The organism is Streptomyces sp. NPDC002232, from assembly GCF_042890295.1.
Lineage (GTDB): Bacteria > Actinomycetota > Actinomycetes > Streptomycetales > Streptomycetaceae > Streptomyces.
The window spans coordinates 259,297-284,033 of record NZ_JBIARV010000008.1 but is presented as its reverse complement, the minus strand read 5'-3'; the positions used below and the strand labels follow the sequence as shown (position 1 = coordinate 284,033).

General features: G+C 74.0%; 25 protein-coding genes. 14 read left to right on the top strand and 11 right to left on the bottom strand.

The annotated features are described in order from the left end of the window. The first annotated feature begins 202 nt into the window (after positions 1 to 202). Positions 203 to 574, top strand: a complete 372-nt coding sequence (locus ACFYXU_RS35170) for a peptidase inhibitor family I36 protein (protein ID WP_329853322.1) — start codon at positions 203 to 205, stop codon at positions 572 to 574. Between the two features lie 4 nt (positions 575 to 578). After that, positions 579 to 1,481, top strand: a complete 903-nt coding sequence (locus ACFYXU_RS35165) for a hypothetical protein (protein WP_389461649.1) — start codon at positions 579 to 581, stop codon at positions 1,479 to 1,481. Between the two features lie 9 nt (positions 1,482 to 1,490). On the opposite strand, the gene ACFYXU_RS35160 is transcribed toward ACFYXU_RS35165, so the two are convergent. Then, the gene (locus ACFYXU_RS35160; protein WP_389408783.1) at positions 1,491 to 2,228 is read right to left on the bottom strand and encodes a DUF2625 domain-containing protein; all 738 of its coding nucleotides are present in this window, start codon (positions 2,226 to 2,228) and stop codon (positions 1,491 to 1,493) included. Positions 2,229 to 2,291: 63 nt separating this feature from the next. Here ACFYXU_RS35160 and ACFYXU_RS35155 point away from each other — a divergent pair, with 63 nt between their 5' ends. Genes ACFYXU_RS35155 through ACFYXU_RS35145 form a run of 3 tightly spaced genes read left to right on the top strand, consistent with a single transcriptional unit; the run spans position 2,292 to position 3,903 of the window. Then, positions 2,292 to 2,663 carry a PadR family transcriptional regulator gene (locus tag ACFYXU_RS35155; RefSeq protein WP_329853319.1) on the top strand — a complete coding sequence of 124 codons (372 nt, stop codon included), beginning with the start codon at positions 2,292 to 2,294 and terminating at the stop codon, positions 2,661 to 2,663. Beyond that, complete coding sequence (locus ACFYXU_RS35150) at positions 2,660 to 3,238, top strand: HAAS signaling domain-containing protein (RefSeq protein ID WP_389408784.1); 579 nt, start codon at positions 2,660 to 2,662, stop codon at positions 3,236 to 3,238. The genes ACFYXU_RS35155 and ACFYXU_RS35150 overlap by 4 nt, the downstream gene beginning before the upstream one ends. 56 nt (positions 3,239 to 3,294) lie before the next feature. Further along, complete coding sequence (locus tag ACFYXU_RS35145; RefSeq protein WP_389461647.1) at positions 3,295 to 3,903, top strand: GNAT family N-acetyltransferase; 609 nt, start codon at positions 3,295 to 3,297, stop codon at positions 3,901 to 3,903. A 192-nt stretch (positions 3,904 to 4,095) separates the two neighbouring features. Here the strand turns inward: ACFYXU_RS35145 and ACFYXU_RS35140 are convergent, their stop codons facing one another. After that, on the bottom strand, positions 4,096 to 4,530 hold the full coding sequence (locus ACFYXU_RS35140) for a VOC family protein (RefSeq protein WP_389461645.1): 435 nt from the start codon (positions 4,528 to 4,530) through the stop codon (positions 4,096 to 4,098). 54 nt (positions 4,531 to 4,584) lie between these two features. Next, complete coding sequence (gene helR, locus ACFYXU_RS35135; RefSeq protein ID WP_376514315.1) at positions 4,585 to 6,732, bottom strand: RNA polymerase recycling motor ATPase HelR; 2,148 nt, start codon at positions 6,730 to 6,732, stop codon at positions 4,585 to 4,587. A 298-nt stretch (positions 6,733 to 7,030) separates the two neighbouring features. On the opposite strand from helR, the gene ACFYXU_RS35130 reads away from it, so the two are divergent. The 3 genes from ACFYXU_RS35130 to ACFYXU_RS35120 all read left to right on the top strand — a co-directional run bounded on the left by ACFYXU_RS35130 (position 7,031) and on the right by ACFYXU_RS35120 (position 8,578). After that, a complete protein-coding gene (locus ACFYXU_RS35130; RefSeq protein WP_376514313.1) occupies positions 7,031 to 7,501 on the top strand; it encodes a hypothetical protein in 471 nt (156 codons plus the stop codon). Positions 7,502 to 7,604: 103 nt separating this feature from the next. Further along, a complete protein-coding gene (locus ACFYXU_RS35125; protein ID WP_389408788.1) occupies positions 7,605 to 8,249 on the top strand; it encodes an RNA polymerase sigma factor in 645 nt (214 codons plus the stop codon). Then, positions 8,246 to 8,578, top strand: coding sequence for a hypothetical protein (locus ACFYXU_RS35120; protein WP_376513432.1), 333 nt, complete (start codon positions 8,246 to 8,248; stop codon positions 8,576 to 8,578). Before ACFYXU_RS35125 ends, ACFYXU_RS35120 begins: the two co-directional genes overlap by 4 nt. A 61-nt stretch (positions 8,579 to 8,639) precedes the next feature. On the opposite strand, the gene ACFYXU_RS35115 is transcribed toward ACFYXU_RS35120, so the two are convergent. The 4 genes from ACFYXU_RS35115 to ACFYXU_RS35100 all read right to left on the bottom strand — a co-directional run bounded on the left by ACFYXU_RS35115 (position 8,640) and on the right by ACFYXU_RS35100 (position 13,547). Continuing rightward, positions 8,640 to 9,026 carry a hypothetical protein gene (locus ACFYXU_RS35115; RefSeq protein WP_329853310.1) on the bottom strand — a complete coding sequence of 129 codons (387 nt, stop codon included), beginning with the start codon at positions 9,024 to 9,026 and terminating at the stop codon, positions 8,640 to 8,642. Positions 9,027 to 9,180: 154 nt separating this feature from the next. Further along, positions 9,181 to 10,752 (bottom strand): protein kinase, encoded by a 1,572-nt coding sequence (locus tag ACFYXU_RS35110; protein ID WP_389461642.1) that lies wholly within the window; start codon positions 10,750 to 10,752, stop codon positions 9,181 to 9,183. Then, on the bottom strand, positions 10,749 to 11,378 hold the full coding sequence (locus ACFYXU_RS35105) for a hypothetical protein (protein ID WP_389408790.1): 630 nt from the start codon (positions 11,376 to 11,378) through the stop codon (positions 10,749 to 10,751). Before ACFYXU_RS35105 ends, ACFYXU_RS35110 begins: the two co-directional genes overlap by 4 nt. A gap of 111 nt (positions 11,379 to 11,489) precedes the next feature. After that, positions 11,490 to 13,547 carry an N-6 DNA methylase gene (locus tag ACFYXU_RS35100; protein ID WP_389461704.1) on the bottom strand — a complete coding sequence of 686 codons (2,058 nt, stop codon included), beginning with the start codon at positions 13,545 to 13,547 and terminating at the stop codon, positions 11,490 to 11,492. Positions 13,548 to 13,825: 278 nt separating this feature from the next. Between ACFYXU_RS35100 and ACFYXU_RS35095 the strand changes: the two genes are divergently transcribed. Next, positions 13,826 to 14,575, top strand: coding sequence for a DUF4190 domain-containing protein (locus ACFYXU_RS35095; protein WP_389461640.1), 750 nt, complete (start codon positions 13,826 to 13,828; stop codon positions 14,573 to 14,575). Positions 14,576 to 14,704: 129 nt separating this feature from the next. Further along, the gene (locus ACFYXU_RS35090) at positions 14,705 to 15,460 is read left to right on the top strand and encodes a hypothetical protein (RefSeq protein WP_389461638.1); all 756 of its coding nucleotides are present in this window, start codon (positions 14,705 to 14,707) and stop codon (positions 15,458 to 15,460) included. Between the two features lie 181 nt (positions 15,461 to 15,641). Here ACFYXU_RS35090 and ACFYXU_RS35085 read toward each other — a convergent pair whose 3' ends face one another. The 3 genes from ACFYXU_RS35085 to ACFYXU_RS35075 all read right to left on the bottom strand — a co-directional run bounded on the left by ACFYXU_RS35085 (position 15,642) and on the right by ACFYXU_RS35075 (position 18,152). After that, positions 15,642 to 16,388 (bottom strand): N-acetyltransferase, encoded by a 747-nt coding sequence (locus tag ACFYXU_RS35085; RefSeq protein ID WP_389408793.1) that lies wholly within the window; start codon positions 16,386 to 16,388, stop codon positions 15,642 to 15,644. A 145-nt stretch (positions 16,389 to 16,533) separates the two neighbouring features. Continuing rightward, positions 16,534 to 17,220 (bottom strand): HNH endonuclease family protein, encoded by a 687-nt coding sequence (locus ACFYXU_RS35080; protein ID WP_376513441.1) that lies wholly within the window; start codon positions 17,218 to 17,220, stop codon positions 16,534 to 16,536. Between the two features lie 92 nt (positions 17,221 to 17,312). Beyond that, a complete protein-coding gene (locus ACFYXU_RS35075) occupies positions 17,313 to 18,152 on the bottom strand; it encodes a hypothetical protein (RefSeq protein ID WP_389461702.1) in 840 nt (279 codons plus the stop codon). Between the two features lie 148 nt (positions 18,153 to 18,300). Between ACFYXU_RS35075 and ACFYXU_RS35070 the strand changes: the two genes are divergently transcribed. Together ACFYXU_RS35070 and ACFYXU_RS35065 are read left to right on the top strand one after the other, a co-directional pair. After that, the gene (locus ACFYXU_RS35070; protein ID WP_389408794.1) at positions 18,301 to 18,882 is read left to right on the top strand and encodes a TetR/AcrR family transcriptional regulator; all 582 of its coding nucleotides are present in this window, start codon (positions 18,301 to 18,303) and stop codon (positions 18,880 to 18,882) included. Between the two features lie 28 nt (positions 18,883 to 18,910). Beyond that, positions 18,911 to 20,200, top strand: a complete 1,290-nt coding sequence (locus ACFYXU_RS35065) for an SGNH/GDSL hydrolase family protein (RefSeq protein ID WP_389461636.1) — start codon at positions 18,911 to 18,913, stop codon at positions 20,198 to 20,200. Between the two features lie 47 nt (positions 20,201 to 20,247). Here ACFYXU_RS35065 and mfd read toward each other — a convergent pair whose 3' ends face one another. After that, positions 20,248 to 23,781 carry a transcription-repair coupling factor gene (gene mfd / locus ACFYXU_RS35060; RefSeq protein ID WP_376513447.1) on the bottom strand — a complete coding sequence of 1,178 codons (3,534 nt, stop codon included), beginning with the start codon at positions 23,779 to 23,781 and terminating at the stop codon, positions 20,248 to 20,250. 248 nt (positions 23,782 to 24,029) lie between these two features. On the opposite strand from mfd, the gene ACFYXU_RS35055 reads away from it, so the two are divergent. Both ACFYXU_RS35055 and ACFYXU_RS35050 read left to right on the top strand, forming a co-directional pair. Next, a complete protein-coding gene (locus tag ACFYXU_RS35055; protein ID WP_329853300.1) occupies positions 24,030 to 24,296 on the top strand; it encodes a type II toxin-antitoxin system prevent-host-death family antitoxin in 267 nt (88 codons plus the stop codon). Further along, the gene (locus tag ACFYXU_RS35050) at positions 24,293 to 24,667 is read left to right on the top strand and encodes a type II toxin-antitoxin system VapC family toxin (protein ID WP_329853299.1); all 375 of its coding nucleotides are present in this window, start codon (positions 24,293 to 24,295) and stop codon (positions 24,665 to 24,667) included. The genes ACFYXU_RS35055 and ACFYXU_RS35050 overlap by 4 nt, the downstream gene beginning before the upstream one ends. The last annotated feature ends 70 nt before the right edge of the window (positions 24,668 to 24,737 follow it).

Sequence of the window (24,737 nt, the reverse complement as noted above, 5' to 3'; positions counted from 1 at the left end):
CGCGAGGGTCAGGATGCAGCGGCGCGGACGTCTTTGTCGCCGGGTTTCCGGATCGGCGTGGCGCCGTCCGGACGCCTTCTGATCTGCGCTTCAACGACGCTCCGTTGAGGGGGTGTTGAGATCTCCTTGCCCTTCCGTTGGCCGCCGCTGACAGCCTCGTGGCGAACCGGAGAACCGGTCCTCGAGAAACGGAAGGCACCTCGTGAACCTCAAGCGATCCCTCGCCGCCCTCGGCATGGCGGCGGGCGTTGCCCTCGGCGCGGCCGCCGTCGCCCCGGCCGCGAACGCCGCCCCCGCCGGCTGTGCCAGCGGCGGGCTCTGCGTGTACTGGAACACCAACTACCAGGGCGCCGTCCAGACCGTGTACCAGGACAACGCCGACCTCACCGGCTACAACAACTTCCGGAACGCCCTGCACGGCTCCGCCTACAACAACGGCAACAGCTGCAACGCGGTGCTGTGGAAGGCCACGAACTACCAGGGCACGGGCTGGAGGCTGGACCGGGGCACCGGCTGGTCCGACATCGGCGACAACCTGAGCACCATCGGCTCCAACAAGTGGTGCACCTACTAGAGCGATGACCTCCAGGAGACGCACCGCCGCCGTGGCGCTGCTTCTGGGTCTCGGTGCCGCCGGATGCTCGACGTCCGGCGGCACCGCCGCACCCGGCCCGGCGCCCCTCCCCGCCCCGCGCCCCTTCCAGGGCGTCACCCACTACCCCGAGCCGGAGCGCCGGGCCCTGCACACGGCGGAGGAGGAGCTCGTCGCCGCCTGCATGAAGCGGCGCGGCTTCACCTACCGCCCGCAGCCCCTGGCCACCGGGGACCACCTCTCCGACGTCAGTCCGTACGGGCTGATCGGCGTCGCGCAGGCGGTCGACGACGGCTACGGCATCACGAGCACCGCGCTCTCGCTCCGCCGCCCGGCGGACGCCAACGCGGCCGAGGGCGCGAACGCCCGCTGGAAGGAGGCGCTGCTCGGCACCCCCGCGCACCGCGTGAACCTGGCGATGCCGATGAAGCGGGAGTTCTACTACCACGCGGACTCCTGCGTCAGCGACGCCAAGTCCCGGCTCTTCGGGCCGGACTACTACCGGCTCTTCAACACCTTCCAGGTGCTGGGCGACGCGGTGGTCGAGCGGGTGCGCGCCGACCCCCGCTACCTCGCGGCGCAGCGCGCCTGGAGCAGCTGCATGAAGGCCGCGGGGACGGCGGCGCGGGCGTTCGGCGAGCCGCAGGCCCGGATCGACGCGGACCTCCGGAAGGCCGGCCGCGACCCGGCCGCGGTGCACGCCGTCGCCGGAACCGAGCTGAGGCTGTCCCGGACGGACGCCGACTGCCAGGCCGGCGCCGGGCTCACCGCCGTCGTCACGGCGGTCCAGAAGGACGCCGAGCGGACCCTGGGCGCGGGCCACGGCGCCGACCTGACGGCCCTGCGGGCCCTGCGGGAGCGGGCGGTCAGGACGGCGACGAAGGGCTGAGCCCGGCGGTCACGGCGTGCCCAGGAAGCCCGGGTCGGTCCCGTCCAGGCGCAGGGCCGTGTCGCGGCCGAAGCCGAGCAGCTCCTCCAGGGGGACGACCGCGCGGCTGGTCGCGGCCAGGTCCTGGTGCGCCTCGGCGGACCAGAGCGGCGGGTAGAGGGAGAGGCCCTCCCCGCCGGTCAGGCCGGGCACCTCGTCGCGCCAGCCCGGCCAGCGCAGCCCCTCGTAGAACTCCTCGGTCCCGCCGGCGAGCAGCCACGACAGCCACGCGCCGTAGCCGGCGCCGATCGCGTCCCAGCGCAGCGAGTCGGGCGCGAAGTAGACCATCTCGCCGGGGCGGCCCGGCAGTCCGGTCGCCTCCTCCGTACCGCCCTGGATCGCGAAGGTCCCGCCCAGCACGTCGTGCGCGACGACGAGTCCGGCGGCGGGGCTCCAGGCGGCGCCGGGCTCGTCGGGATAGCCGTTGACGCGGGCGAGACCGGGCAGCCGCCGGTCGTTGTGAGCGGCCGGGCTGCCGTAGACCCTCAGCCATCCGCCGTCGACGAGCACCCCGCCGGTGTGCAGGACGAACGCCCCCAGGTACGAGCGGACGGTGACCTGCGTCGTCAGGAGGGTGGCCGCCGCCCGTCCGGGGTCGGCGTCCAGCACCTCGACGGGCACCTTCGCCGCCCGCAGTTCCTCGGCGAGGCGCGGCCACGCCGGATCCTCGACCTCGGTCAGTTCGCTCAGTGCACGCGGTTCTCGCATCCGGGCATCGTCGCACGCGGGCCGCCGTTGATCGGAAGCGCTCCCGGAGGTATCTTGCATTGCATGGTTCCTGGCGAAGCAAGATCAGAGGCGGCCGGAAAGGTCGCCAGCCAGCTGCGCAAGGGCGTGCTGGAGTACTGCGTCCTGGCCCTGCTGCGCGACGGTCCGCGCTACGGCGTCGAGATCCTCGACGAGCTGGCCGCGGTCAGCGTCATGACCACCAGCCAGGGAACGATCTACCCCTTGCTGTCCCGGCTTCGCCGCGACGGACTCGTCGACACCGAGCTCCGCGAGTCGGCCACCGGCCCCGCCCGCCGCTACTACACGCTCACCGCGCCGGGCAGGGCCGCGCTCGCCGAGTTCACCGAGAGCTGGCCGCGCTTCCGCGACGGCGTCGACCACTTCCTGACCGCACCCCACGGAGGCACCGCATGACCGGCACCGCACACCCCCTCGTGACCGACTACCTGGACACGATCGAGCGCGAGGCGTCCTTCCTGGCCCCGGGGCGCCGCGAGGAACTCCTCGCCGACCTGCGCGAGCACCTCGCGGTCGCCGTCGGCGACGAGGAGGACCCGCAGGCCGTCCGCACGGCCCTCGAACGGCTCGGCAGCCCCTCCGCCATCGTGGCCGCGGCCCGCGCGGAGGAGCCCGAGAGCCCGGCGGCGTCGGGCTCGGCGACCGCCGCCACCGCCCCGAACCGCACCCGGGACACCCTCACCGCCGTCCTGATCGGCGTCACCGGGATCGCCGGGGTCGCCGGCTCCGCCCCCTCGGTGCTCGCCCTGATCGTGAGCCTCTTCCTGCTGTGGACCTCCGACTCCTGGGACCGGGGCACCAAGGCCCTGGCCACCGCCCTCACCGTCGCGCCCCCGGTCGTGGTGCTGGTCAGCGCCTTCCTCCTCTCCGGCTTCGGCGTGTGGGAGCTGCTCACGGTCTTGGCCGTGGGCGTCACCCTGCCGGTGGTGGCGGCGGTGCTCCTGCTCCGCACCCGGCCGAGGGCCGCCTGAGCGGAGCGGGGCGCGGGACGGACCCGCCCTCCGACCAAGATCATCACGGGTGCAGAATGACCCGTATGACCCTGGCGAACGCACCCATGCCGGCCACGATCGACGACGCTCACACGGTCGGCCGCACCCTCGCCTCCGCCTTCGGCGACGACCCGATGATGCGGTGGTTCTTCCCCGACGACGCCTCGCGCGAGGCGGCCCTCGGCCGCTACTTCACGACCCTGTTCACCCGGCAGTACGGCCCGCACGGCGTCTGCGAGCGGACCGCGTCCGCCGCCGCCTTCTGGGTCGCGCCGGAGGGGGCCGACAAGGCCGTCCCCGACGAGGCGACCGTCCAGGAGCTCACGGAGATCCTCGGCGACCGCGCCCCGGTCTTCCGGGACGCCGTCGCGGCGGCCGCCGGGCACGGACCGGCCGAACCCCACTGGTACCTCGCCGTCATCGGCGCCGACCCCGCCGCTCGGGGCCTGGGTCACGGCTCGGCCCTCCTGCGCTCCGGCCTCGCGAAGGCGGACGCGGCGGGCCTCCCGGTCTACCTGGAGTCGTCCAAGCCCGACAACCTGCCGGTGTACGAGCACTTCGGCTTCACGGTCCGCGGCGAGTTCGCCCTGCCGGGCGGCGGCCCGGTCCTGTGGGCGATGAAGCGCGACCCCCGGCAGGTCTGACACCGCCCGCACGCCGGAGCGGCCCCCACCCGGGATGGGCGGGGGCCGCTTCCGTAGACCGCGGGCCCGCCGGCCGCCGGGGTCGGCCGACGGGCTCAGCCAGCGGGCGCGGCCCTCGGGACCGGCCGGCGGGCTCAGCCGTCGGTCGCTCGGCCCCCGGGCCCTCCGGCCCCCGCGCTCGGCCGTCGGTGCTCAGTCGAGGCAGAACTCGTTGCCCTCGATGTCCTGCATGTTGATGCAGGACTCGTTCTCCCCGTCGGCGTACAGCGTCTTCAGGTGGGTCGCGCCGAGCTCCACCAGGCGCGCGCACTCCGCCTCCAGGACGGCCAGGCGCTCGGCGCCCACGAGGCCCTTTCCGGCGCGTACGTCGAGGTGGACCCGGTTCTTGACGGCCTTGCCCTCGGGCACGCGCTGGAACAGCACGCGCGGGCCCGCCCCCGTGGGGTCCGAGCACGCGAAGTAGACCGGCTGCTCCTCGCGCGGCAGCGACCGGTGGTACTCCGACCAGGTGGCGAACCCCTCGGGGACCGGCGGGACGACGTACCCCAGCACCTCGCACCAGAACTCGGCGAGGCGCGCGGGCTCCGCGCCGTCGATGGTGACCTGGATTTCCTTGATCGCTGCCATCCGGTCACCGTAGCAAGGGGCCCCGCGCCGCTCCTCCGGTTTTCCGCGCCCCCGTCAGGAGGTGAGGACCACCAGCCGCCGGGTCGCGCGGGTCATCGCCACGTACCGGTCGACCGCGCCCGCGACGCCCTCGCCGAAGGAGTCCGGGTCGACCAGGATCACCAGGTCGAACTCCAGGCCCTTCGACAGGGACGGGGTCAGCGACCGGACCCGGGGACGCTCGCGGAAGGCGGGCGCGCCGATGACGCACGCGACGCCCTCGGCGTTCTCGTCGAGCCAGCCGCCGAGGATCTCCTCCAGGTCCCCCACCGGGGCGTGGGTGACCGGGACGCCGTTGCCCCGGATCGACACGGGCACGTTCGCGTCCGGCAGCGCGGCGCGGATGACCGGCTCCGCCTCCGCCATGACCTCTTCCGGCGTGCGGTAGTTGACGCTCAGGGACGTCAGCTCGATCCGGTCGAACCCGACCCGCTCCAGGCGCTCCCGCCACGACTCGGTGAAGCCGTGCCGCGCCTGGGCCCGGTCGCCGACGATCGTGAAGCTGCGGGAGGGGCAGCGCAGCAGCAGCATCTGCCACTCCGCGTCGGTGAGTTCCTGCGCCTCGTCCACCACGATGTGCGCGAACGGTCCGTCCAGCGGCTCCCGTTCGGCGGTCGGCAGGGCGTTCTCGTCGATCAGGCTGTCCTGGAGGTCCTTGCCGTGCAGCATCGTGACCGCGCCCTCGCCGTCGGCGTCCGCGGCGATGATGCTGTCGATGACCCCGGCCATCCGCTCGCGCTCGGCGGCGACGGTGGCCTTGCGCCGGAGCTTGAGCCGGGCCGTCCTCGGGTCGCCGAGCCGCTGCCGGGCCGCGTCCAGCAGCGGCAGGTCCGAGACCGTCCACGCCTGGCCGTCCGTCCGCCGCAGCGCCCGCACCTCGTCGGGCGTCAGCCGGGGCGCGCACATCCGCAGGTACGCGGGGACCGTCCACAGGTCGCCGACGAGGTCGGCGGCCTCCAGCATCGGCCAGGCGGAGTGCAGCGCCCCGGTGAGCTCCCGGTCCTGGCGCAGCGACTTCCGGAACTGCGCCTCCGGGACCTCCTCGCCGTCGTACTTGTCGAAGAGCAGCGAGACGAGGTGCTCCCAGATCTGCTCGCGCGCCTCGTTGTGCGGGGTCCCCGGCTCCGCCGCGTCGAAGGCCTCCGCCCAGTCGGCGGCGGTCAGCGGGATGTCCGACCAGTGGGTCGAGACGGTCATGCCCTCGGTGGGCGGCTCCTCGTAGAAGGCCACGGCCTTCTCGATCGCCCGCACCATGTCCGCCGAGGACTTCAGGCGCGCGACCTCCGGGTCGGCCTCCGCCGGGGCCTTGGCGCCCTCGGCCACCAGGTCGCGGACGGTGCAGGTCCGCACGCCCTCCTCGCCCAGGCTGGGCAGGACGTCGGCGACGTAGTTCAGGTACGGCTGGTGGGGGCCGACGAACAGCACGCCGCCCCTGCGGTGCCCGAGCCGCGGGTCCGCGTAGAGGAGGTGCGCGGTGCGGTGCAGCGCCACGACCGTCTTTCCCGTGCCCGGGCCGCCGTCGACGACGAGCGCGCCCTTCGATCCGGCGCGGATGATCGCGTCCTGGTCGGACTGGATCGTCGCCAGCACGTCCCGCATCCGGGCCGAGCGGTTGCCGCCCAGGCTCGCGATGAACGCGGACTGGTCGTCGAGCGCGGCGTGCCCTTCGAGGCCCTCGGCGGTGAAGACCTCGTCCCAGTAGTCGGTGATCCGCCCGCCGGACCAGCGGTACCGGCGGCGGCTCGCCAGGCCCATCGGGGTCGCGTGCGTCGCCGCGAAGAACGGCTCCGCCGCCGGGGAACGCCAGTCGATGAGCAGCCTGCGGCCGGTGCTGTCGGTGAGGCCGAGGCGCCCGATGTACACCGGCTCGGAGTCGTCCTGGCCGACCACGCGTCCCAGGCACAGGTCCAGGCCGAAGCGGCGCAGGGTCCGCAGCCGGCCGCTCAGCCGGTGGATCTCCGCGTCCCGGTCCATCGCCTCCCGGCCGACGCCGCCGGGTGCCCGCCGCTCGGCGTCCAGCCGCTCGGACAGTTCGGCGATCGTCTCGTCGAGGCACCGGGCGATGGCAGCGAAGTGCCGCTCGTCCGCGCCGATGAGCGCCGGGGCGGCCTTGGGGGCGAGGTTGCCGGAGAGGTCGAACACGCCGGCAATGAGGGACGTCATGGGGTGGAATTCCCGCTTTCTCTGCTTCTGGATTTCGAGGTGCGATTCTGCGCCACGGAGGGGGCCTTGCCGCAAGCCCCCCTGTGCGCTATACGTTGAGAGTGCGAGAGGTGCGGGTTCCCTCTCGCTTCTTTTTTTGCCGGGGCCACCGGTCTCCTCCGCCGGGGCCTGCGGGAGTCGCCGGAGGGATTTCCCGGACCCGGTGCGCAACCTCGGGCGGTGCCGCACGTCTGGTGGGTTGAAGGCGCCCTTCGACCGATGTTCCAGACCGTGTTTCCGACACTTCCTCGGGAGAACCATGTCCAGCCACGCCAGGCGGAGCCTCCGCCCCCGTCCCCGCCTCCTGGGCGCCGTCGCCGGTGCCGCGCTGCTCCTCGGCGGCGGCTTCGCCGCGCAGGCCTTCGCCGACGCGGGTCCGAAGCCGGTGCCGGCCGCGCCGACCGCCCCCGACGCCGTGCCCCCGGCGCCGGAGCCGGTGGCCGTCGCGGAGCCCGCGGCCGCCCCGGAGCCGGTGGCCCGGCCCGCCGCGCCGGAGGTCAGGGCACCCCGCCCGGCCCCCGCGCCCGCCGCGCCGCAGGTCGTCGCGCCCCGGCCGGTGCCCGCGTCGAAGCCGGCTGCCGCGCCGAAGCCGGTCCCGGCACCGGCCGTGGCGAAGCCCGTCCCGGCGCCCGCCGCGCCGAAGCCGGTTCCCGCGCCCGCCGTGCCGAAGCCGGTACCGGCGCCCGTGCCCGCCGGTGACGCGCCCCGCGTGATCGCGCCCGGCAAGTAGCCGCGCCGGGCGAGCGGGCGGGGCCGCCCCCGGACCCGCCCGCTCGCTCACCCGGCCCCGATCGGGGCCCCCACCCCGACCCCGACCCGACGGATCGAGGCCCATGCCGTACGCCCTGCCCCTGCCCCTGGAGCCGCCCTGGTGGTCGCGGCTGCTCGCGCGCGTCTCCCGCGCGGCCCGGGACGAGCGCGTGCCGGTACGGGAACGCCGTCTGCGCGTCGTCGGCGCCCCGTACGGCGGCGACGGGCCCGCGCCCGGCCTCACCGAGCTCTACCGGGCCCGGCGGCTCGACATGGTGCGGCTCGCGCTCTTCCTCGTGGACGACCTGCCGACCGCCGAGGACGTCGTGCAGGACGCGTTCGCCGCCGTCTGCCGCGCTTACGGGACGTCCCTGGACGGACTCCAGGACCCGCGGGCGTACCTGCACACCGCCGTCGTCAACGCGGCCCGCTCCGTGCTGCGCCGCCGCCGCACCGCGCGCGCGTACACCCCGCCCCACCCGGGCTCCGGGACTCCCGTCGACGAGGGACTGCTGCTCGCCGAGGAGCACCGGCAGGTGCTCGACGCCCTCGGGGAGCTGACCCGCCGGCAGCGCGAGGTGCTGGTGCTGCGGTACTGGTCGGAGCTGACGGAGGAGCAGATCGCGCAGACGCTCGGGCTCTCGCGCGGCACGGTGAAGTCCACCGCGAGCCGCGCCCTGGACGCCCTGGAGCGGAAGCTGGAGAAGAGAGCGGAGGCGGACCGATGACCTCGCCCGTGGAGGAACGGCTGCGCGCAGCGCTGGCCGCCCGCGCCGCCCTCGTCGGCCACCGCGACCTGCGCCGCGCCGATCCGCCGCGCGGGCGCCGCTGGGGGACGCACCGGATCCGCGCGGTCGCGTCCGTGGTCCTCGGGGTGGCCGCCGCGGTGGCCGCCGTGTGCGTCCTGGCCCTGCTGCCGGGCGCGCGGACGGCTCCGGACCCGGTGGGGCCCGCCCGCACCCCGGCCCGTACGGACGCGCCCGTGGTGCCCACCCCGGCCCCGGAGCCGCCGGCGGTCCCGTCGGTCACGCCACCCCGGCCGGTGGGAGCGCCGTAGGGATACGGGGAAGGGCCGGAACCCCATGGGTTCCGGCCCTTCCCGTGAGAGCGGTGCGCGCCTACTTGGCGGGGACCTCTTCCAGGCACAGGACGAACTTGTCCGAGTCCAGCTGCTGCGCGAGCGCCGAGAGCTGCTCACCGCACTTGTTGACGTCGAAGGTGTCGTCGACGACCTTGACGACCTTGAAGAGGTCGGCCTTGCCCGAGGAGCAGTCGACGGTGTCGACCTTCGGGTCGTTGTCCGGACCGGTGACCGTGACGCACTCGCCGGCCTTGGCGTGCACCGGCGCGTCGCCCGTGAGGTACGGGAGGCCGAGCTTCACCGCGAGGGCCACGACGATCGCCACGACGACGCCGCCGACCTTCTTGAGGAGGGCGCCGCCCTTCTTGGCGGGAGCGGCGGGCTGCTGCTGCTCGGGGGAGAAGGGAGCGGGAGGCGTCGTCATCGGGATTCCTTGGGGGACGCGGACATGATCAGACGCGAAGATTACATGCACCAAAACGGTCAAAAAGGATCATGAAGATCCACTAGGTGATCAGTTGTCGAGTCGTGACCCTGGCGTCCCGTCAGGGTCACGCTCCCTCAGGCTCCCGTTCCCCTCAGGGACGCGGCCCCATCTGCCGCTGGTGGTCCAGCGCGCGCCGCAGCTCCACCGGAAGCGGGTGGTACGGCCCGTACGCCCGCTCCGCGTCGAACAGCAGCCGCTGGAGCTGGTCCCGCCCGGCCGCGTGCTGGCCGGACGTCAGGAGCAGCAGCCCGATCCGCTGCCGGATGTCGAAGGACCGGGCCAGGTCCCGCTCGTAGTACGGCAGGACCGCGCGGAACTCCCCGAGCGCGGCGGCCGTCTCCCCCACCTGCTCCAGGCACAGGGCCGCGTCGTAGCGGAACTGGAGGAACTGCGGGTCCGCCGGGCCCGCCTCCGCACCCCGGTCCTCCGCGAGCCGGCGCAGCTCCGGCAGGGCGCGCCGGTACTGGCCGTCGTCCATCAGCGTCGACGCGAACTGCTTGCGCAGGATGCGGACGACCGGCGACCGCTCGCCGTGCTCGGCCGCGGCGGCGGGCAGGATCGAGCCGAGCAGGTCCACGGCCTGAGTGAGCGAGCCCTCCCCGAGCAGCCGCTTGACCTCGTCGACGGCCGCGGCGACGTCGGGACGCGCGGGCGGCGTCCCGGGCACGTACACCCGGGGATCGGTACGGGGATCGGCACTCCGGGCGGGCGGAACCGGCGGGAGCGGGGGCACGTGCACGGCCTTCGGCGCCGACCGGTCCGGCCAGGGCGCGTGCGGGCGCAGGAACGGCCGCGTCGGGTTCATCGGCCCCGCCGGGGCCCCGCGCGCGGGGAGCAGCGGCAGGAGCTGCTCGTACACCTCGTGCGCGCCGGACGGGCGTGCCTGCGGGTCCTTGGCGAGCAGCCGCAGGACCAGCGCCTCCAGGGCCTCGGGGATCTCCGGGCGCAGCTGGCGGAGCGGCGCGGGCGGCTCGTACAGGTGCCGGTGCAGCACGCCGAGCGCGGTGGATCCGGCGAAGGGCACGTTCCCGCTGAGGAGTTCGTGGAGCAGGACGCCGAGCGCGTAGAGGTCGGTCGACGGGCCGACGGCGCCGCCCATCGCCTGCTCCGGCGCCATGTACGCCGGGCTGCCGATGGGCGAACCGGTCTGGGTGAGCCGGGTGGTGTCGGTGTCCAGGACCGAGGCGACGCCCAGGTCGAGCACGGTGAGCGCGCCGTCCGGGCGGATCATCACGTTCCGCGGCTTGAGGTCGCGGTGCACGATCGGCACCGCGTGCACGGCGGCGAGCACCGCGCAGAGCTGCGCGGCCACGCAGACCGCCCACTCCCAGGGGTAGGGGTCGTGCTCGGCCAGGTGGTCGGCGAGGTCGGCGCCCTCCACGTACTGCATGACGAGATAGAGGTCGTCGCCGTCGCTGCCCGCGTCGTGCACGGTCACCAGGCCGGGGTGGTCGACCTGCGCGGTGACCCGGCACTCGCGCACGAAGCGGCGGCGCAGCTCCTCGGCGGCGGTGGCGGGCCCGGTCATGGTGGCGGGCCGGAGCAGCTTCACCGCGACCCGGCGGTCGAGGCGTCCGTCGTAGGCCGTCCAGACCTGGCCCATCCCGCCCTGGCCGATGACGGTGGCGAGCTCGTAACGCCCGCCGATGACACGCCCGTTCACCGGCCGCCTTCCCCGGCGCTTCCGTTGCTCCCGTTGCTTCCGGGGTCCTTCCGGAGCAGGTCGCTCAGCTCGTCGAGCTCGGCGCGGACCTGGTCGATCCGGGGCCCGGAGGAGACAGGCGGCTGCGGCTGCGGCTGCGGCTGCGGCACGGGAACGCCGGGCGGCGGGACGGCCGGGCCCGCGTACGGGTTCGGGATCTGGTTCCCGATCGCGCTCGGGACCGTCACGGCGGAGGGGTGTCCGTACCCCGGCGGGCGGTACGCGCCCGGCGCGCCGCCCCGGTCCAGGCGGCGGAGCTCCGTCACCAGGTAGTACGCGACCGGGCCCGCCACCAGGACCATCATGATGCCGACGGCGACGAAGGACTCCGCGGTGGTGGCCTCCTGGTCACCGGTGACGCCCGCGTACGTGAAGAGGCCCGCCGCGACCGCGAACGTCGCGCCGAACAGGGCCCAGTCCCGCACCCGGCGGGTGAGGACCGCGACGCGCAGCATCGGGGCCCAGGCCAGGAAGCCACAGCTGAGCAGCGCGAGCGCGCAGAAGAGGACGAGCAGCGCGACCCGGCCACCGGTGAGGGGGCTCTTCGGCGACTGCGGAACCTGCGGGGCCTGCGGAGGGCCGTACATCCTGCTGCTCCTGCTCGGAAGGATCGGGTGCGGAGACGAGCGTATACACCGATGCGGACAACGGTTCCGGGATACCCGGAACCGTTGTCGAACAGATCAGGAGCGGGACGCCTACGGAGCGACGGTGCCGTCCGCCAGGCCGTCGTACAGACCCTGGACCAGCTGGTCGCCGAGACGGGCGGCCAGGCGCAGCGACTCCTCGAACTCGGCGAGGGCCCGGAACCGCTCGCCGAACCTCCGCTGTTCGGCCAGGGGCAGGCGCGGCAGCTGGAGGCGGCGCACGTCGAGCCGGGTCGCGGTGGAGGCGTAGCTGCTGGCCTGCCGGGTGTTGGCGGTGGCCCGCAGGAATCCGGCCAGGAACCAGGGGTCGAGGGCCGCCGGATCGGGGCGGAGCAGCTGGAGGTTGCGGCCGAGCGCGGCGCCTTCGGCGGACGCGTCGACGACCCGCACGGCCGTGACGCCGCCGAGGACCGGGACGACGACGTCCCCGGCGGCGACGAGGACCGGTGCCTCGGGCGGGCCGTCGGGCAGCGCGCCGGAGGGCGGCTGGGCGGCGAGGACGTCGTGGTCGGTGAGGACGGCGACCGGTGCGGAGGTGGGGGCGGTGCCCGCGCCGCCCGCGCGCAGGACCAGGGCTCCGGCGCGGGCGAGTTCGCCGACGGTGGTCGTGGGCCGGCCGGGTCCGGTGGTGCCGGAGGCCGGGTCGGTGACCGGCGGCGGGGTCAGTTCGCGGGTCCGGTGCAGGGTCTCGGTGAGCCGCTCGCGCACGCCGGCCAGCTGGGCCGCGCCCTCGGCGGCGGCGGGCGGCGGGAGGTGCCGGGCGGGGGCGAGGTCGACGTCGTCGTCGAGGAGCTCGATGACCGGCACGGAGCGGCTCGCGCCGGGTGTCCCGGCGAGGGTCCCGTCCCGGTCGAAGGGCGTCCAGGCGTCGAGCACGGCGGAGTGGACGGCCGGCCAGTCCAGCCGGTCGCGGCCTTCCCGCCCGGGCCCCGACTGCTCGGACGCGGTGTCGACGAGGAGCAGTTCGGCGGCGGGGCGCCCGCTCTGGTCGGGGCGGCGCAGCACCCAGAGGTGGAGCGGGACGCCGTAGGGCGGCGCGGCCCCGGCGGGGAGGGCGACGACCGCGCGGAGCGCGCCGCGGCGCAGCAGGTCGGCGCGGATGCGGCGGCCGGAGCGGCGGGAGGCGGCGGCGGGCGGCATGAGGAGGACGGCGGTGCCGCCGGGGCGCAGCCGGGCCAGGGCGTGCTGGACCCAGGCGAGTTCGGACTCCGTGCGGGCCGGGAAGCCGTACTCCCAGCGCGGGTCGTAGGCCAGTTCGTCGTGGCCCCAGTTCCGCTCGTTGAACGGGGGGTGGCAGAGGACCGCGTCCGCGGCGAGCGTCGGGAAGGCGTCGGCGCGCAGGCTGTCGCCGGAGCGGACGCGGATGTCGGCGTCGGTGGCGAGCGCGAGCCGCAGGGCGGTGAGCGCGGCGAGGTCGGGGTCGGCGTCCTGGCCGCAGACGGCGCCGGGCCGCTCGACGGCGCTCAGCAGGCCGCCGGTCCCGGACGCGGGGTCGAGGACGGTGAGCGGGACGCCGCCGCGTCCGGTGCGCGGGGCGGCGGCGAGCGCCGCCATGAGGGCGGCGGGGCCGGGCGGGGTGAGCGTGTACTGCCGGGGGTTGGCGTCGAGGTGGCGGCCGAGGAGGAATTCGAAGGCCGGGCGGACCCCGGTCTCGGCGGCGAGGTCGGCGGCTCCGCGCAGGAGCGGGACGGAGGCGGCGAGCGCGGCACCGGTGGGGGTGAGGACGGCCCGCTCCGGGCCGAGCCGCTCGGTGAGCGTCTCCTCCAGGGCGACGGGCAGGACCTCCGCGAGCCTCTCGTCGGGCAGCTCGGCCAGCGCGGGCCAGGCCGCGGAGCGGTCCCGTACGAGGAGGAGGGCGCAGCCCGCGTGGACGAGGGCGGTGACGGCGCCGGCGGGGTGGCCCGCGATCTGCTGCCAGACGCGCTCCCTGAGCGGGACCTCGGCGAGCTTGCCCTGGGCGCGGAGCCACCGCTCGACGTCCGCGAGGGCGAAGGAGGGGCTGGACTCCGTGCCGCCGACGGGCCGGGGGAAGTCGGCGTGGCGGCGACGCCAGTTGCTGACGGCGGCGCGGCCCACCCCGGCGAGCCGGGCGATCCCGGCGGCGGTCACCTCGGCGGTGCCGGCGGCGCTCCGCGCCGGGGTGTCCGCGCCGTCCGTCGCACCGCCCGCGTGCTCCGCACCCGCCTCTGCTGCGTTCTCCGGCACGTGACCCAACTCCCCTGACTCGCCGCTCTGGCTGTGGCACCAATCCTAGCGACGAACGCGGACGGCACCACTTCACAGTGTGAGTCGATCTGTTTTTCGTGAACAGTGTTGACTCGGTTCACAGGCTCTGCTGTGATTGACCCATCGCGCCAGACATCGTCATCGTCCGGGAGGACACACCCATGTCGTACGACACCCAGGTCCCGCCTGCCGCCGCCCCGCAGGTCATGCGCAACGGCCTCGGCACCGCGGCCCTGATCCTCGGCATCATCGGCACGCTCTCCGGTCTCGTCCCGCTCCTCTTCTGGCTGGCCGGCATCCTCGGCCTGATCGCCCTGATCCTGAGTCTCGTCGCCAAGGGCCGGGTGAAGCGCCGTGAGGCGAACAACAAGGGCGTGGCGGTCACGGGCGCGATCCTGGGCCTCGCGGCCCTGATCCTGTCGGTCGTCGGCGCGGTCATCACCTTCACGGCCGTCAAGGACGCGGTCGACGAGATCGACAAGACGATCAAGGACACGGCTCCGAAGGACCCGGCCGCCAAGAACCTCGCGGACGGCGACACCTCGGTCTACGACGACGACCTCAAGGTGACGGTCTCGGACCCGAAGGCCTACTCCCCGAGCGAGTTCGCGGTCGGCCACACCCAGGGCAACAAGGCCTACCAGGTGACCGTGGTCATCGAGAACGGCGGCAAGAAGAAGTTCGACGCCGCGCTCGTCACCCTGACCGGGCGCGCCGGCAAGAACGGCGTCACCGCCGAGCAGATCTTCGACGAGAAGGTCGGCACGGGCTTCCAGGGCAGCGTCCTGCCCGGCAAGAAGGCCACCGTCACCATCGCCTTCGACACCCCGAAGGACGCCAAGAACCTGACCGTCGAGGTCAACCCGGGCTTCGACTACAACGCCTCCCAGTGGGAGCTCAAGGTCGGCTGACCCGGCCGGACGAACACCTCGCGGACGGGGCCCTTCGGGGCCCCACCGCCCGTACACCCCGCCCTCCCGCCTCCCGCCTCCCGCCTCCCGCCTCCCGCCTCCCGCCTCCCGCCTCCCGGAGACTCCACCATGCACGCCGCCCCCCGCCACCGCCGGACCGCCGTCGCCGCCGCCCTCCTGACCGCCGCGGCCCTCCTCGGCGCCACCGCCTGCGGCAGCTCCCCGGCCGACTCCCCGAAGCCCGCCGGCCCCTTCGGCGAGCTGACCGGTTCGCAGATCGTCGACAAGGCCTTCGCCGCGACGAAGAGCGCGAAGTCCCTGACCGTCGACATCGACCTGAGCGCCTCCGCCGATCCGGTGAAGGGCCACCTCGCGCTCGACGACCGGGGCACGTGCGCGGGCACCCTGACCATGGGCGCGGTCGACACCGCCGAACTGGTCAAGGCCGACGACAAGAACGTCTACCTGCGCTTCGACGAGGCCTTCCTGCGCAAGCAGGTCAAGGACGAGGACCCGGAGACGCAGGAGGCCACCCTGGACGCCCTCAGGGGCCGCTGGATGAAGTCGCCCCTCACCGACCCCGACAACAAGGACATGCTGGCGCTCTGCGACCTGAAGGAGCTGCTCAGCGACTTCGAGACGGGGGCGAGCGGCATCGTGAAGGGCGCCGAGACCACCGTCGGCGGGCAGCGGGCGCTCGCCCTGACGGAGCCGGGCGAGGGGGGCGAGAAGAGCACGGTCTACGTGGCCACGCAGGGCACGCCGTACGTGCTGAGGATCGTCACGAAGGGCGGCGACCAGCCCGGGACGCTCACCTTCTCGAAGTACGGCAAGCCGGTCGGGGCGAAGGCCCCCGCGGCGAAGGACGTCGTCGACACCGACTGACCGCCGGGCGCGACGGGACACGCGTGAGGGGGGCCGTCACCGGGGAACGACCCCCCTCACGCCTGCTTCACGGAGGCGCCGGACGGACGATTCATCCCGCACGCGCGCCCCGCACGGATCCGCAGGCCGAGCGGCCTCCGCCCCCGCGCACCGCACGGGCGTCCGCGCCCCGCCCCGGGCCTCAGATCCGGTGCCGGACCCACACGTTGGGCTCGACGTAGACCGCGTAGCCGCGCGTGGCCTCGCAGTGGACCGGGACCAGGGCTCCCGGGACCTCGACCGGTCCGTCCGCGTCGAAGGGGAGGCCGGTCCACGTGCGCCACTGCTCGACGGAGCCGGAGACCGTCATCGAGGCCGGGGCCACCGCCTCGATCACCCCGCCCGCGCGCACGTGGACGCGGAGCCACGGGTCGGCCGGCAGGCCGTCCTCCTCCCGCGTGCGGAAGGCGTACTCGTGGAGGGAGGCCGAGGCCTCCAGGTGCTTGCCGTTGGGACGGACCGGGGCGACCAGCTCGGCGAAGCCGCGCGCGCCCGCGTTCTCCCGCAGGGCGGCGAGCATCGTGTGCGAGACGCCCTTGCCGAGGTGGTCGAGGCCGACGGTGATCTCGATCGCGCTCACGGTGTCCGGCGTCCGGCCGTGCCGCAGGTCGGAGAAGGCCCAGTTGAGGACCTCGTCCCAGCCCCGGTCGGGCAGCTCGCGGCGGCCCTCCGCGTCCAGCCGGAAGGGCACGCTGAAGCCCCGGGCGACGACCGCGCCCGCGGCGTCGGTGGCCACGAGCACGAACTCGGGGAACTCCCGCGCGATCCGGCCCATGTTGGCCCAGCCGACCGGGTCGTACATCATGAACTCGGGCCAGAGGTCCTTCATGGACCACATCGCCCCTTCGAGCTCGGGTCGTGCGGCGAGGGTCGATACGTTCAGGTCCATGGCGCCAGGTTAAAGATCGTTCACGGCGCCGCCCAAACGTTTTTTCGCCGCAGGCCGGGCCCTGCGGGAGCTTCTGCTGCGGGCACGCGCCACGGGGCCTTCTGCTGCGGTCGGACCCTGAGGGAGCCTCTGCTGCGGTCAGGCGCTACGGGAGCTTCTGCTGCGGGCAGTCGCCGAGGACCCGCTTCATCGCGTCCCGCTCCCCCGCCGTCACCCACACCCCGTACTTCTTCTTCACCGCGACCTGCCGGGCCACGTAGGTGCAGCGGTAGGACCGGTTCGGCGGCAGCCAGGTGGCGGCGTCGCCGTCGGACTTGCCCCGGTTGGTCGCGGCGTCGACGGCGAGGAGGTTGAGGGGGTCGTTGGCGAAGCGGCGCCGGGTCTCGTCGTCCCACTTCTGCGCGCCCTTCTGCCAGGCGTCGGAGAGCGCGACGACGTGGTCGATGTCGACCTTGGAGCGGCCCCGCACGTAGCGGACGGTGGTGCCGGTGTACGGGTCGTCGGTGAGGGTCCCGGAGGCGACCTTGCAGTGGCCGTCCGTGAAGCGGACGCCGTTCAGGTCGCGCTTGAGTATGTCGTCGCGGGTGCCGCAGCCGTTCTTGTCGACGTCCACCCAGGCGCGGCCGAACTTGTCCCGTTCGTAGCCGGTCTTCGGGGCGCGGCCCTTGACGGCGAGGGTGTCCACGGCGGCGAGCGCCGTGCCGTGCGCGGCGGGTCTCCCGGCCGCGCCGCCGCCCTCCCCTGGAGTGTCGCTCCCCGGGGTGCAGGCGGAGGTGAGGAGGGCGGCGACGGCGAGCGTCGAGGCGGCGAAGGTCCTTCGATACGTCAGCACCCTGGAATCCTAGGCCTGTCCGTTACATCACCTTCGTAACGATGGTTCCGAAACGGGCGGGACCATGGCTCCGTGCGGAGACCGCCAGGGCGTCACACCTTCCCGATGCCCAGGGTGTTGACCGACGGGAGCAGGCCGGAGCCGATGACGGTCAGCCACGGGCCGCCGAGCAGGTCGGCGAGCCGCGCGGTGTCCTCGGGGCCGAGGGCCTCCCAGGGGGCGGCGGCCAGCTCGTCGGTGCGCCGCTCGACCTCGGCGCGCAGCGCGCGTCCGGCGTCGGTGGCCGTGCCGTCCGGCTCCAGGAGGCCGCGGGCGGTCAGGCGGGCGCGGGCGGCGGCCCACTCCGCCGCGCTCCAGCCCCGGCTCTCGAAGACGGGCCCGGGCGCGGCGCCGATCGCGGCGAAGGAGACGAGCGACTCGGCCGGGTCGAGCCCGGCGGCGAGGAGGGCGGCGAGATGGCCGTCGCCGCGGTGCTCGCGCAGGATCGTCGCGGCCTGCCAGAGGACCAGGTGCGGGGCCTCGGGCCAGGGCAGTTCGGCCTGGGCGGCGGCGAGCGGGCGGCCCTCGGGACCGGCCGCCCGCGCGGCGCGGCGGGCGAGCGCGGCCGCCTCGGCGAGCGCGGGGCCGGTGACCACGTCGTCGCCGAGGAGGGCGCGGTAGGTCCGGTCGACGGCACGGAGCCGGGCGGCGAGGACGTCGGCGGGGGCGGCGGTCTCCCAGGCGCCGGCGACGTGCTCGGCGACCATCGCCGGGCTGAAGCTGTAGAAGGCGGAGGCGACCCGGACCGGCCCGACGGGGCCGAGGGGGGCGGCCCGCCACGCGAAGTAGGAGGGCCAGCGCCCGTCCGTCGCGTAGCCGAGGGCGGCGGCCTCCTCGAAGGCCTCGGGGGCGTAGTAGAGCACGGCGTGCAGGGGTTCGAGCAGGTGCCACATCTGTCGTACGCGAGCGGTGTCCACGGCGTCCTCCCTCGTCCACAACCTGTCCCTGACGGAGTTCCCGGCCGAGCGGGAACTTGTCAGTGACAAGATTGCCGTCGGAGCGAGAACTTGTCAATGACTAGATGGCGGCTAGGCTGCTGCCATGACGACGAGCCGGAGCACCTACCACCACGGCGAGCTGCGGCAGGCCGTCCTCGCCGCCGCACTCGACGTGATCGCGGCCGAGGGCCCGGGCGCCCTCAGCCTGCGCGACCTCGCCCGCCGCGCGGGCGTCTCGCACGCCGCCCCCGCCCACCACTTCAAGGACCGCACGGGCCTGCTGACCGCGATCGCCACCGAGGGGTACGACCTCCTCGCCGCCGGACTCGCGGACGCGCCCGGGCTCCGCGAGCGCGGGGTGCGCTACGTCCGCTTCGCGGTGGACCACCCGGCGCACTTCCAGGTCATGTTCCAGCCCGAGCTGCTGCGCGCCGACGATCCCGACCTGCTCGCCGCGAAGGAGCGCGCCTCCGCCGAACTCCGCACCGGCGTCGCCGGCCTGACCGGCGTCCCCGAGCCCCGCACGGCCGGCATCGCCGCCTGGTCGCTCGCCCACGGCTTCGCGACGCTGCTCCTCACCCACAACGTGCGGGAGGCCCTGGGGGACCGCGACCCCGAGGAGTACTTCCGCTCGCTCACCGGACTGCTCTTCGCGGAGCAACTGGCCACCGGGGAAGGGGAATAGCCCGCGTGGGCGCGTAATTGACGAGAGCATGCGAACCACGAACACGCTCCGCCGCTCCGCGCTGGCCCTGCTCACCACGGCCACGCTCGCCCTGGCCCCCACCGCGCTCGCCGACACCGGCCGGCACGGCACCGACGGCACCGCGTGGCGCGGCGCCTGGGCCGCGTCGCCGCAGGCCGCGAGCGCGCCCTTCGGCCCCAACTGGTCGCAGCGCGGCTTCGAGAAGCAGACCGTCCGCCAGGTCGTCCGCGTCACCGCCACCGGCACCCGGACCCGCGTCGAGCTGACCAACCGCTACGGCACCGGTCCGCTGCGGATCACCGGCGCGACCGTCGCCCGCACCGCCGCCGGGGACACCGCCGCCGCCCGGAGCGCGGTCGAGCCCGGCTCCGTCCGCACGCTCCGCTTCGGCCACCGGCCGTCCGTGACGATCCCGGCCGGCGAGACCCTCCTCAGCGACGCCGTGAACCTGCCCGTCCGCGCCTTCGAGTCGCTGACCGTCACCCTCTACCTCGCCGACGCGACCGGCCCGGCGACCTTCCACTCCTTCTCCTCGGCCACCAGCTACCGCGCCGAGGGCGACCACCGCGCCGACCTCTCCGGCGCCGCCTTCCGCGACACCAGCGCCTCCTGGTACTTCCTCTCCGGCGTCGAGGTCACCGGCGGGCGCGACACGGGCCGCCGCGACGGCGTCGTCACCTTCGGCGACTCCATCACCGACGGCGTCGGCTCCACGACGGACGCCGACCACCGCTACCCCGACGAGCTCGCCGAACGCCTCGCGGCGGCCGGCCGGCCGCGCGCCGTCCTCAACCACGGCATCGCCGGCAACCAGGTCGTCAACGACACCACCTGGGCGGGCGAGAAGGCCCTCAGCCGCTTCCGCAAGGACGTCCTCACCGAGCCCGGCGTGCGAACCGTCGTCATCCTCGAAGGCATCAACGACATCGGCGGCAGCGGGGCCTTCCCCGGCGGCCCCGCCCCCACCCCCGAGGTCTCCGTCGAGAAGCTGATCGCCGGCCACCGCGCCCTGATCCGCGAGGCCCACGCCAAGGGCCTCAAGGCCGTCGGCGCCACCCTCACCCCGATCGAGGGCTCCGCCTACTTCACCCCGGCCAACGAGGCCAAGCGGGACGCGGTCAACCACTGGATCCGCACCTCCGGCGCCTACGACGCCGTCGTCGACTTCGACCGCGCCGTCGCCGACCCGGCCGACCCGGACCGCATGCTCCCCGCGTACGACTCCGGTGACGCCCTGCACCCCAACGACGCCGGATACACCGCGATGGCCGGCGCCCTGGACCTCGACGAGCTGTAGCACCCCGCCGTGCGGCGCCCCCGCGCGAGGGGCGCCGCACCGGGAGCTCAGCCCCCGAGGATCGTCGTCAGGAACTCGCCCGTCCAGGCGAGGAGTTCGCGGCCCACCACCGGCTTCCCGCCGATCTTCCCGGACGTGGGGCGCGGCACCAGGATCTGGTGGACGGCCGGCTTGATCACCGTGCGCGGGTGGAGGCGCTTCAGCCTCAGCTCCTGGGACTCGCGCAACTCCACCGGCGCGAAACGGATGTTGGAGCCCTGGAGGACGATCTCGCCGACCCCGCACGCCCGCGCCAGCATCCGCAGGCCCGCCACCAGGAGCAGGTTCTCCACCGGCTCGGGCAGCTTGCCGTACCGGTCGGTCAGCTCCTCGCGTACGGCCCTGATGTCCTCCTCCGAGTTCGCCGAGGCGATCGAGCGGTACGCCTGGAGCCGCAGCCGCTCCCCCGGCGCGTAGTCGTGCGGCATGTGCGCGTCGACCGGCAGCTCGATCTTCACCTCCAGCGGGGCCTCCTCCTCGGCGCCGCCCTCCATCTGCGCCCGGTAGTCCGCGACGGCCTCGCCGACCATCCGCACGTACAGGTCGAAGCCGACGCCCGCGATGTGACCCGACTGCTCGCCGCCGAGGAGATTGCCCGCGCCCCGGATCTCCAGGTCCTTCATCGCCACGTACATGCCCGCGCCCATCTCGGTGTGCTGGGCGATCGTCGCGAGCCGCTCGTGCGCGGTCTCGGTGAGCGGCTTCTCCGGCGGGTACAGGAAGTACGCGTAGCCCCGCTCGCGGCCTCGGCCGACCCGGCCGCGCAGCTGGTGCAGCTGGCTCAGGCCGAAGTTGTCGCCGCGCTCGACGATCAGCGTGTTGGCGTTGGAGATGTCGATGCCGGACTCGACGATCGTCGTCGACACCAGCACGTCGAACTTCTTCTCCCAGAAGTCCACCACGACCTGCTCCAGGGCCTGCTCGGACATCTGCCCGTGCGCCGTCGCGATCCGCGCCTCCGGCACGATCTCGCGCAGCCGCGCCGCCGCCCGGTCGATCGAGTCGACCCGGTTGTGGATGTAGAAGACCTGGCCCTCGCGCAGCAGCTCGCGTCGGATCGCCGCGCCGATCTGCTTCTCCTCGTACGGGCCGACGAAGGTGAGGACCGGGTGCCGCTCCTCCGGCGGGGTGGTGATCGTCGACATCTCGCGGATGCCCGTCACCGCCATCTCCAGGGTGCGCGGGATCGGGGTCGCCGACATCGTCAGCACGTCGACGTTCGCCCGGAGCTTCTTCAGCTGCTCCTTGTGCTCCACGCCGAAGCGCTGCTCCTCGTCGACGATGACCAGGCCCAGGTCCTTGAACTTCGTCTCGGACGAGAAGAGGCGGTGGGTGCCGATGACGACGTCCACCGAACCCTCCCGCAGCCCCTCCATCGTCGCCTTCGACTCGGTCTCCGTCTGGAACCGGGACAGCGCCCGCACCTTCACCGGGAACTGCGAGTACCGCTCGCTGAACGTGCCGAAGTGCTGCTGCACCAGCAGCGTCGTCGGCACCAGGACCGCGACCTGCTTGCCGTCCTGGACGGCCTTGAAGGCCGCGCGGACCGCGATCTCCGTCTTGCCGTAGCCGACGTCGCCGCAGATCAGACGGTCCATGGGAACCGTCTTCTCCATGTCCTCCTTCACCTCGGCGATGGTGGACAGCTGGTCGGGCGTCTCCGCGTACGGGAAGGCGTCCTCCAGCTCGCGCTGCCACGGGGTGTCCTGGCCGAAGGCGTGGCCGGGGGCCGCCATCCGCGCCGAGTACAGCTTGATCAGGTCGGCCGCGATCTCCTTCACGGCCTTCTTCGCGCGCTGCTTCGTCTTCGTCCAGTCCGCGCCGCCGAGCCGGTGCAAGGTCGGCGCCTCGCCGCCCACGTACTTGGTGACCTGCTCCAGCTGGTCCGTCGGGATGTACAGCCGGTCCCCGGGCTGGCCGCGCTTCGCGGGCGCGTACTCCACCAGGAGGTACTCGCGGGTCGCGCCCTGCACGGTCCGCTGCACCATCTCCAGGTAGCGGCCGACGCCGTGCTGCTCGTGCACGATGTAGTCGCCGACCTCCAGCGTCAGCGGGTCGATCGTCTTGCGGCGCTTGGCGGGCATCCGCTGCCCGTCCTTGCCGGCCGCCTTCTGCCCCGACAGGTCGGTCTCCGTCAGCACCGCCAGCCGCAGCGCCGGGTCGACGAAGCCGTAGTCGATGGAGCCGGTCGCCACGTGCACCACGGACGGCGAGATCTCCGCCAGGTCCGCGTCCAGCCGGGCGGCGATGCCCTCGCCGCCGAGGACCTCGACCGTGCGGGACGCCGGACCGTGCGCCTCCGTCACGTACACCGTCCGCCAGCCGTCGGCCAGCCAGCCCTTGGTGTCGGCGAGCGCGCGGGCGGTGTCGCCCCGGTACGACTCGGGGGCCCGCATCCCCAGCGCCAGCGTGTCCCCGTCGGCGTCGGCCGCGTCCGCCGCGAACGGCGACACCGACCACCAGGCCATGCCCAGCTCGCGCGCCCGGTCCCGGACGTCCGCGATCCCCCGCAGGGAGGCCGCGCCGACGTCGATCGGCGCCTCCCCGCCGCCCGCGGTCGCCGCCCAGGACGCCTGGAGGAACTCCTGGCTCGTGGCGACCAGGTCGGCGGCCCGGGTCCGCACCCGCTCCGGGTCGCAGACCACGGCCATCGAGCCCTCGGGCAGCACGTCGAGCAGCAGCTCCATGTCGTCGACGAGGACCGGCGCGAGGGACTCCATGCCCTCCACCGCGATCCCCTCCGCGATCTTGTCGAGCAGCTCGGCCAGCTCGGGGTGGGCCTGGGCCAGTGCCGCCGCCCGCTCCCGCACCTGGTCCGTCAGCAGCAGCTCCCGGCAGGGCGGCGCCCACAGTCCGTGCTCGGCGACCTCCAGGGACCGCTGGTCGGCGACCTTGAAGTAACGGATCTCCTCGACGTCGTCGCCCCAGAACTCGATCCGGAGCGGATGCTCCTCGGTCGGCGGGAACACGTCCAGGATGCCGCCGCGCACGGCGAACTCACCGCGCTTCTCGACCAGCTCCACCCGGGAGTACGCGGCGGCCGCGAGCCCCTCCACGATCTCGTTCAGATCGGCGGTCTGCCCGGACCGCAGCGCCACCGGCTCCAGGTCCCCCAGGCCCTTGACCTGCGGCTGGAGTACGGAACGGATGGGGGCGACGACCACGCTCACCGGGCCGGCGGCCGGGTCGTCGTCCCTCGGGTGCGCGAGGCGCCGCAGCACGGCGAGCCGGCGGCCGACGGTGTCCGAGCGGGGGGAGAGCCGCTCGTGCGGCAGCGTCTCCCAGGAGGGGTACTCGACGACCCGGTCCGGGTCCAGGAGGGACCGCAGCGCGGCGGCGAGGTCCTCGGCCTCCCGGCCGGTCGCGGTCACCGCGAGCACCGGCCGCCCCGAGTCCCGGGCCAGCGCGGCCACCGCGAAGGGGCGGGCGGCGGCGGGGCCGACCAGGTCCACGTGCGGGCGGTTGCCGTCCGTGGCGGCCTTCACCGCCTCGGCGAGGGCGGCGTCCTTGACGACGACATCGAGCAGACCGTGCAGGCTCATGGACTTCCATCCCGGGTTCGTACGGTTCGGGGCAACGCGAACGGCCCGACACGTGAGACGGGCCGGGGTGGTCCCGGACGCCTACAGCCGCCCGGTGCGTCCCCCAGCCTACGACGTGCCACTGTCACTCGCCCGAAGGAAGGCGGCCACTCGCGAGGGTGAAGCGGCTGGCTCCCGGGCCGCTTGTACGACTACGCTTAGTCCAGTACCTAGTCCACCCTAGCTCCACCTAGCTGTGAGAGGCCGCGATGGAAGCAGCCCGGCAGTACAACGTCCACGAGGCGAAGACCCACTTCTCCAAGATCCTGGAGGCGGTCGCGACCGGCGAGGAGGTGATCATCAGCAAGTCCGGGGAGCCGGTCGCGAAGGTGATCCCCCTCCGGGGGAAGGTACGGCGCACGGCCCGGGGGTCCCTCACCGAGCCCGTCGTCTTCCACGACGACTTCGACGACCTCTCGAACGACCCCGGCTTCGCCGAGGCCTTCGGGCTCGGCGAAGAGGACCCCGCGGAATGAGACTGCTGATCGACACACACGTCGTCATCTGGTGGCTGCTCGACTCCCAGCAGCTCTCCAGCGACGTCAAGGATCTGCTCGACACGGAGGAACACGCGTACGTCAGCGCCGTCACCCCGTGGGAACTCTCCGTCAAGCAAGCCCTCGGCAAGCTCGACGGACCGGCCGAGCTACCCGAGCTGGCACGCGACTGCCAGCTCAAGCCCCTCCAGATCACCGGCCTGCACGGCCTCCGCGCCGGTCGGCTCCCGCCCCACCACCGCGATCCCTTCGACCGGATACTGATCGCCCAGGCGCAGACCGAGGGACTCACCCTCGTGACGCGGGACAAGCACATCCCCCGCTACGACGTGCCGGTACTCACCGTCTGAGCAGCCGTGTGGCCCCGGCGGACCTGTGTGGTCCGCCGGGGCCACACACCCCCGTCGCTCCCCCGTTCCC

Bases quoted from the DNA above. Each gene is read 5' to 3' on its own strand.
- ACFYXU_RS35165 (WP_389461649.1), top strand. From the start codon at position 579: ATGACCTCCAGGAGACGCACCGCCGCCGTGGCGCTGCTTCTGGGTCTC.
- ACFYXU_RS35160 (WP_389408783.1), bottom strand. From the start codon at position 2,228: ATGCGAGAACCGCGTGCACTGAGCGAACTGACCGAGGTCGAGGATCCG.
- ACFYXU_RS35155 (WP_329853319.1), top strand. From the start codon at position 2,292: ATGGTTCCTGGCGAAGCAAGATCAGAGGCGGCCGGAAAGGTCGCCAGC.
- ACFYXU_RS35150 (WP_389408784.1), top strand. From the start codon at position 2,660: ATGACCGGCACCGCACACCCCCTCGTGACCGACTACCTGGACACGATC.
- ACFYXU_RS35145 (WP_389461647.1), top strand. From the start codon at position 3,295: ATGACCCGTATGACCCTGGCGAACGCACCCATGCCGGCCACGATCGAC.
- ACFYXU_RS35140 (WP_389461645.1), bottom strand. From the start codon at position 4,530: ATGGCAGCGATCAAGGAAATCCAGGTCACCATCGACGGCGCGGAGCCC.
- helR (WP_376514315.1), bottom strand. From the start codon at position 6,732: ATGACGTCCCTCATTGCCGGCGTGTTCGACCTCTCCGGCAACCTCGCC.
- ACFYXU_RS35130 (WP_376514313.1), top strand. From the start codon at position 7,031: ATGTCCAGCCACGCCAGGCGGAGCCTCCGCCCCCGTCCCCGCCTCCTG.
- ACFYXU_RS35125 (WP_389408788.1), top strand. From the start codon at position 7,605: ATGCCGTACGCCCTGCCCCTGCCCCTGGAGCCGCCCTGGTGGTCGCGG.
- ACFYXU_RS35120 (WP_376513432.1), top strand. From the start codon at position 8,246: ATGACCTCGCCCGTGGAGGAACGGCTGCGCGCAGCGCTGGCCGCCCGC.
- ACFYXU_RS35115 (WP_329853310.1), bottom strand. From the start codon at position 9,026: ATGACGACGCCTCCCGCTCCCTTCTCCCCCGAGCAGCAGCAGCCCGCC.
- ACFYXU_RS35105 (WP_389408790.1), bottom strand. From the start codon at position 11,378: ATGTACGGCCCTCCGCAGGCCCCGCAGGTTCCGCAGTCGCCGAAGAGC.
- ACFYXU_RS35095 (WP_389461640.1), top strand. From the start codon at position 13,826: ATGTCGTACGACACCCAGGTCCCGCCTGCCGCCGCCCCGCAGGTCATG.
- ACFYXU_RS35090 (WP_389461638.1), top strand. From the start codon at position 14,705: ATGCACGCCGCCCCCCGCCACCGCCGGACCGCCGTCGCCGCCGCCCTC.
- ACFYXU_RS35085 (WP_389408793.1), bottom strand. From the start codon at position 16,388: ATGGACCTGAACGTATCGACCCTCGCCGCACGACCCGAGCTCGAAGGG.
- ACFYXU_RS35075 (WP_389461702.1), bottom strand. From the start codon at position 18,152: ATGTGGCACCTGCTCGAACCCCTGCACGCCGTGCTCTACTACGCCCCC.
- ACFYXU_RS35070 (WP_389408794.1), top strand. From the start codon at position 18,301: ATGACGACGAGCCGGAGCACCTACCACCACGGCGAGCTGCGGCAGGCC.
- ACFYXU_RS35065 (WP_389461636.1), top strand. From the start codon at position 18,911: ATGCGAACCACGAACACGCTCCGCCGCTCCGCGCTGGCCCTGCTCACC.
- mfd (WP_376513447.1), bottom strand. From the start codon at position 23,781: ATGAGCCTGCACGGTCTGCTCGATGTCGTCGTCAAGGACGCCGCCCTC.
- ACFYXU_RS35055 (WP_329853300.1), top strand. From the start codon at position 24,030: ATGGAAGCAGCCCGGCAGTACAACGTCCACGAGGCGAAGACCCACTTC.
- ACFYXU_RS35050 (WP_329853299.1), top strand. From the start codon at position 24,293: ATGAGACTGCTGATCGACACACACGTCGTCATCTGGTGGCTGCTCGAC.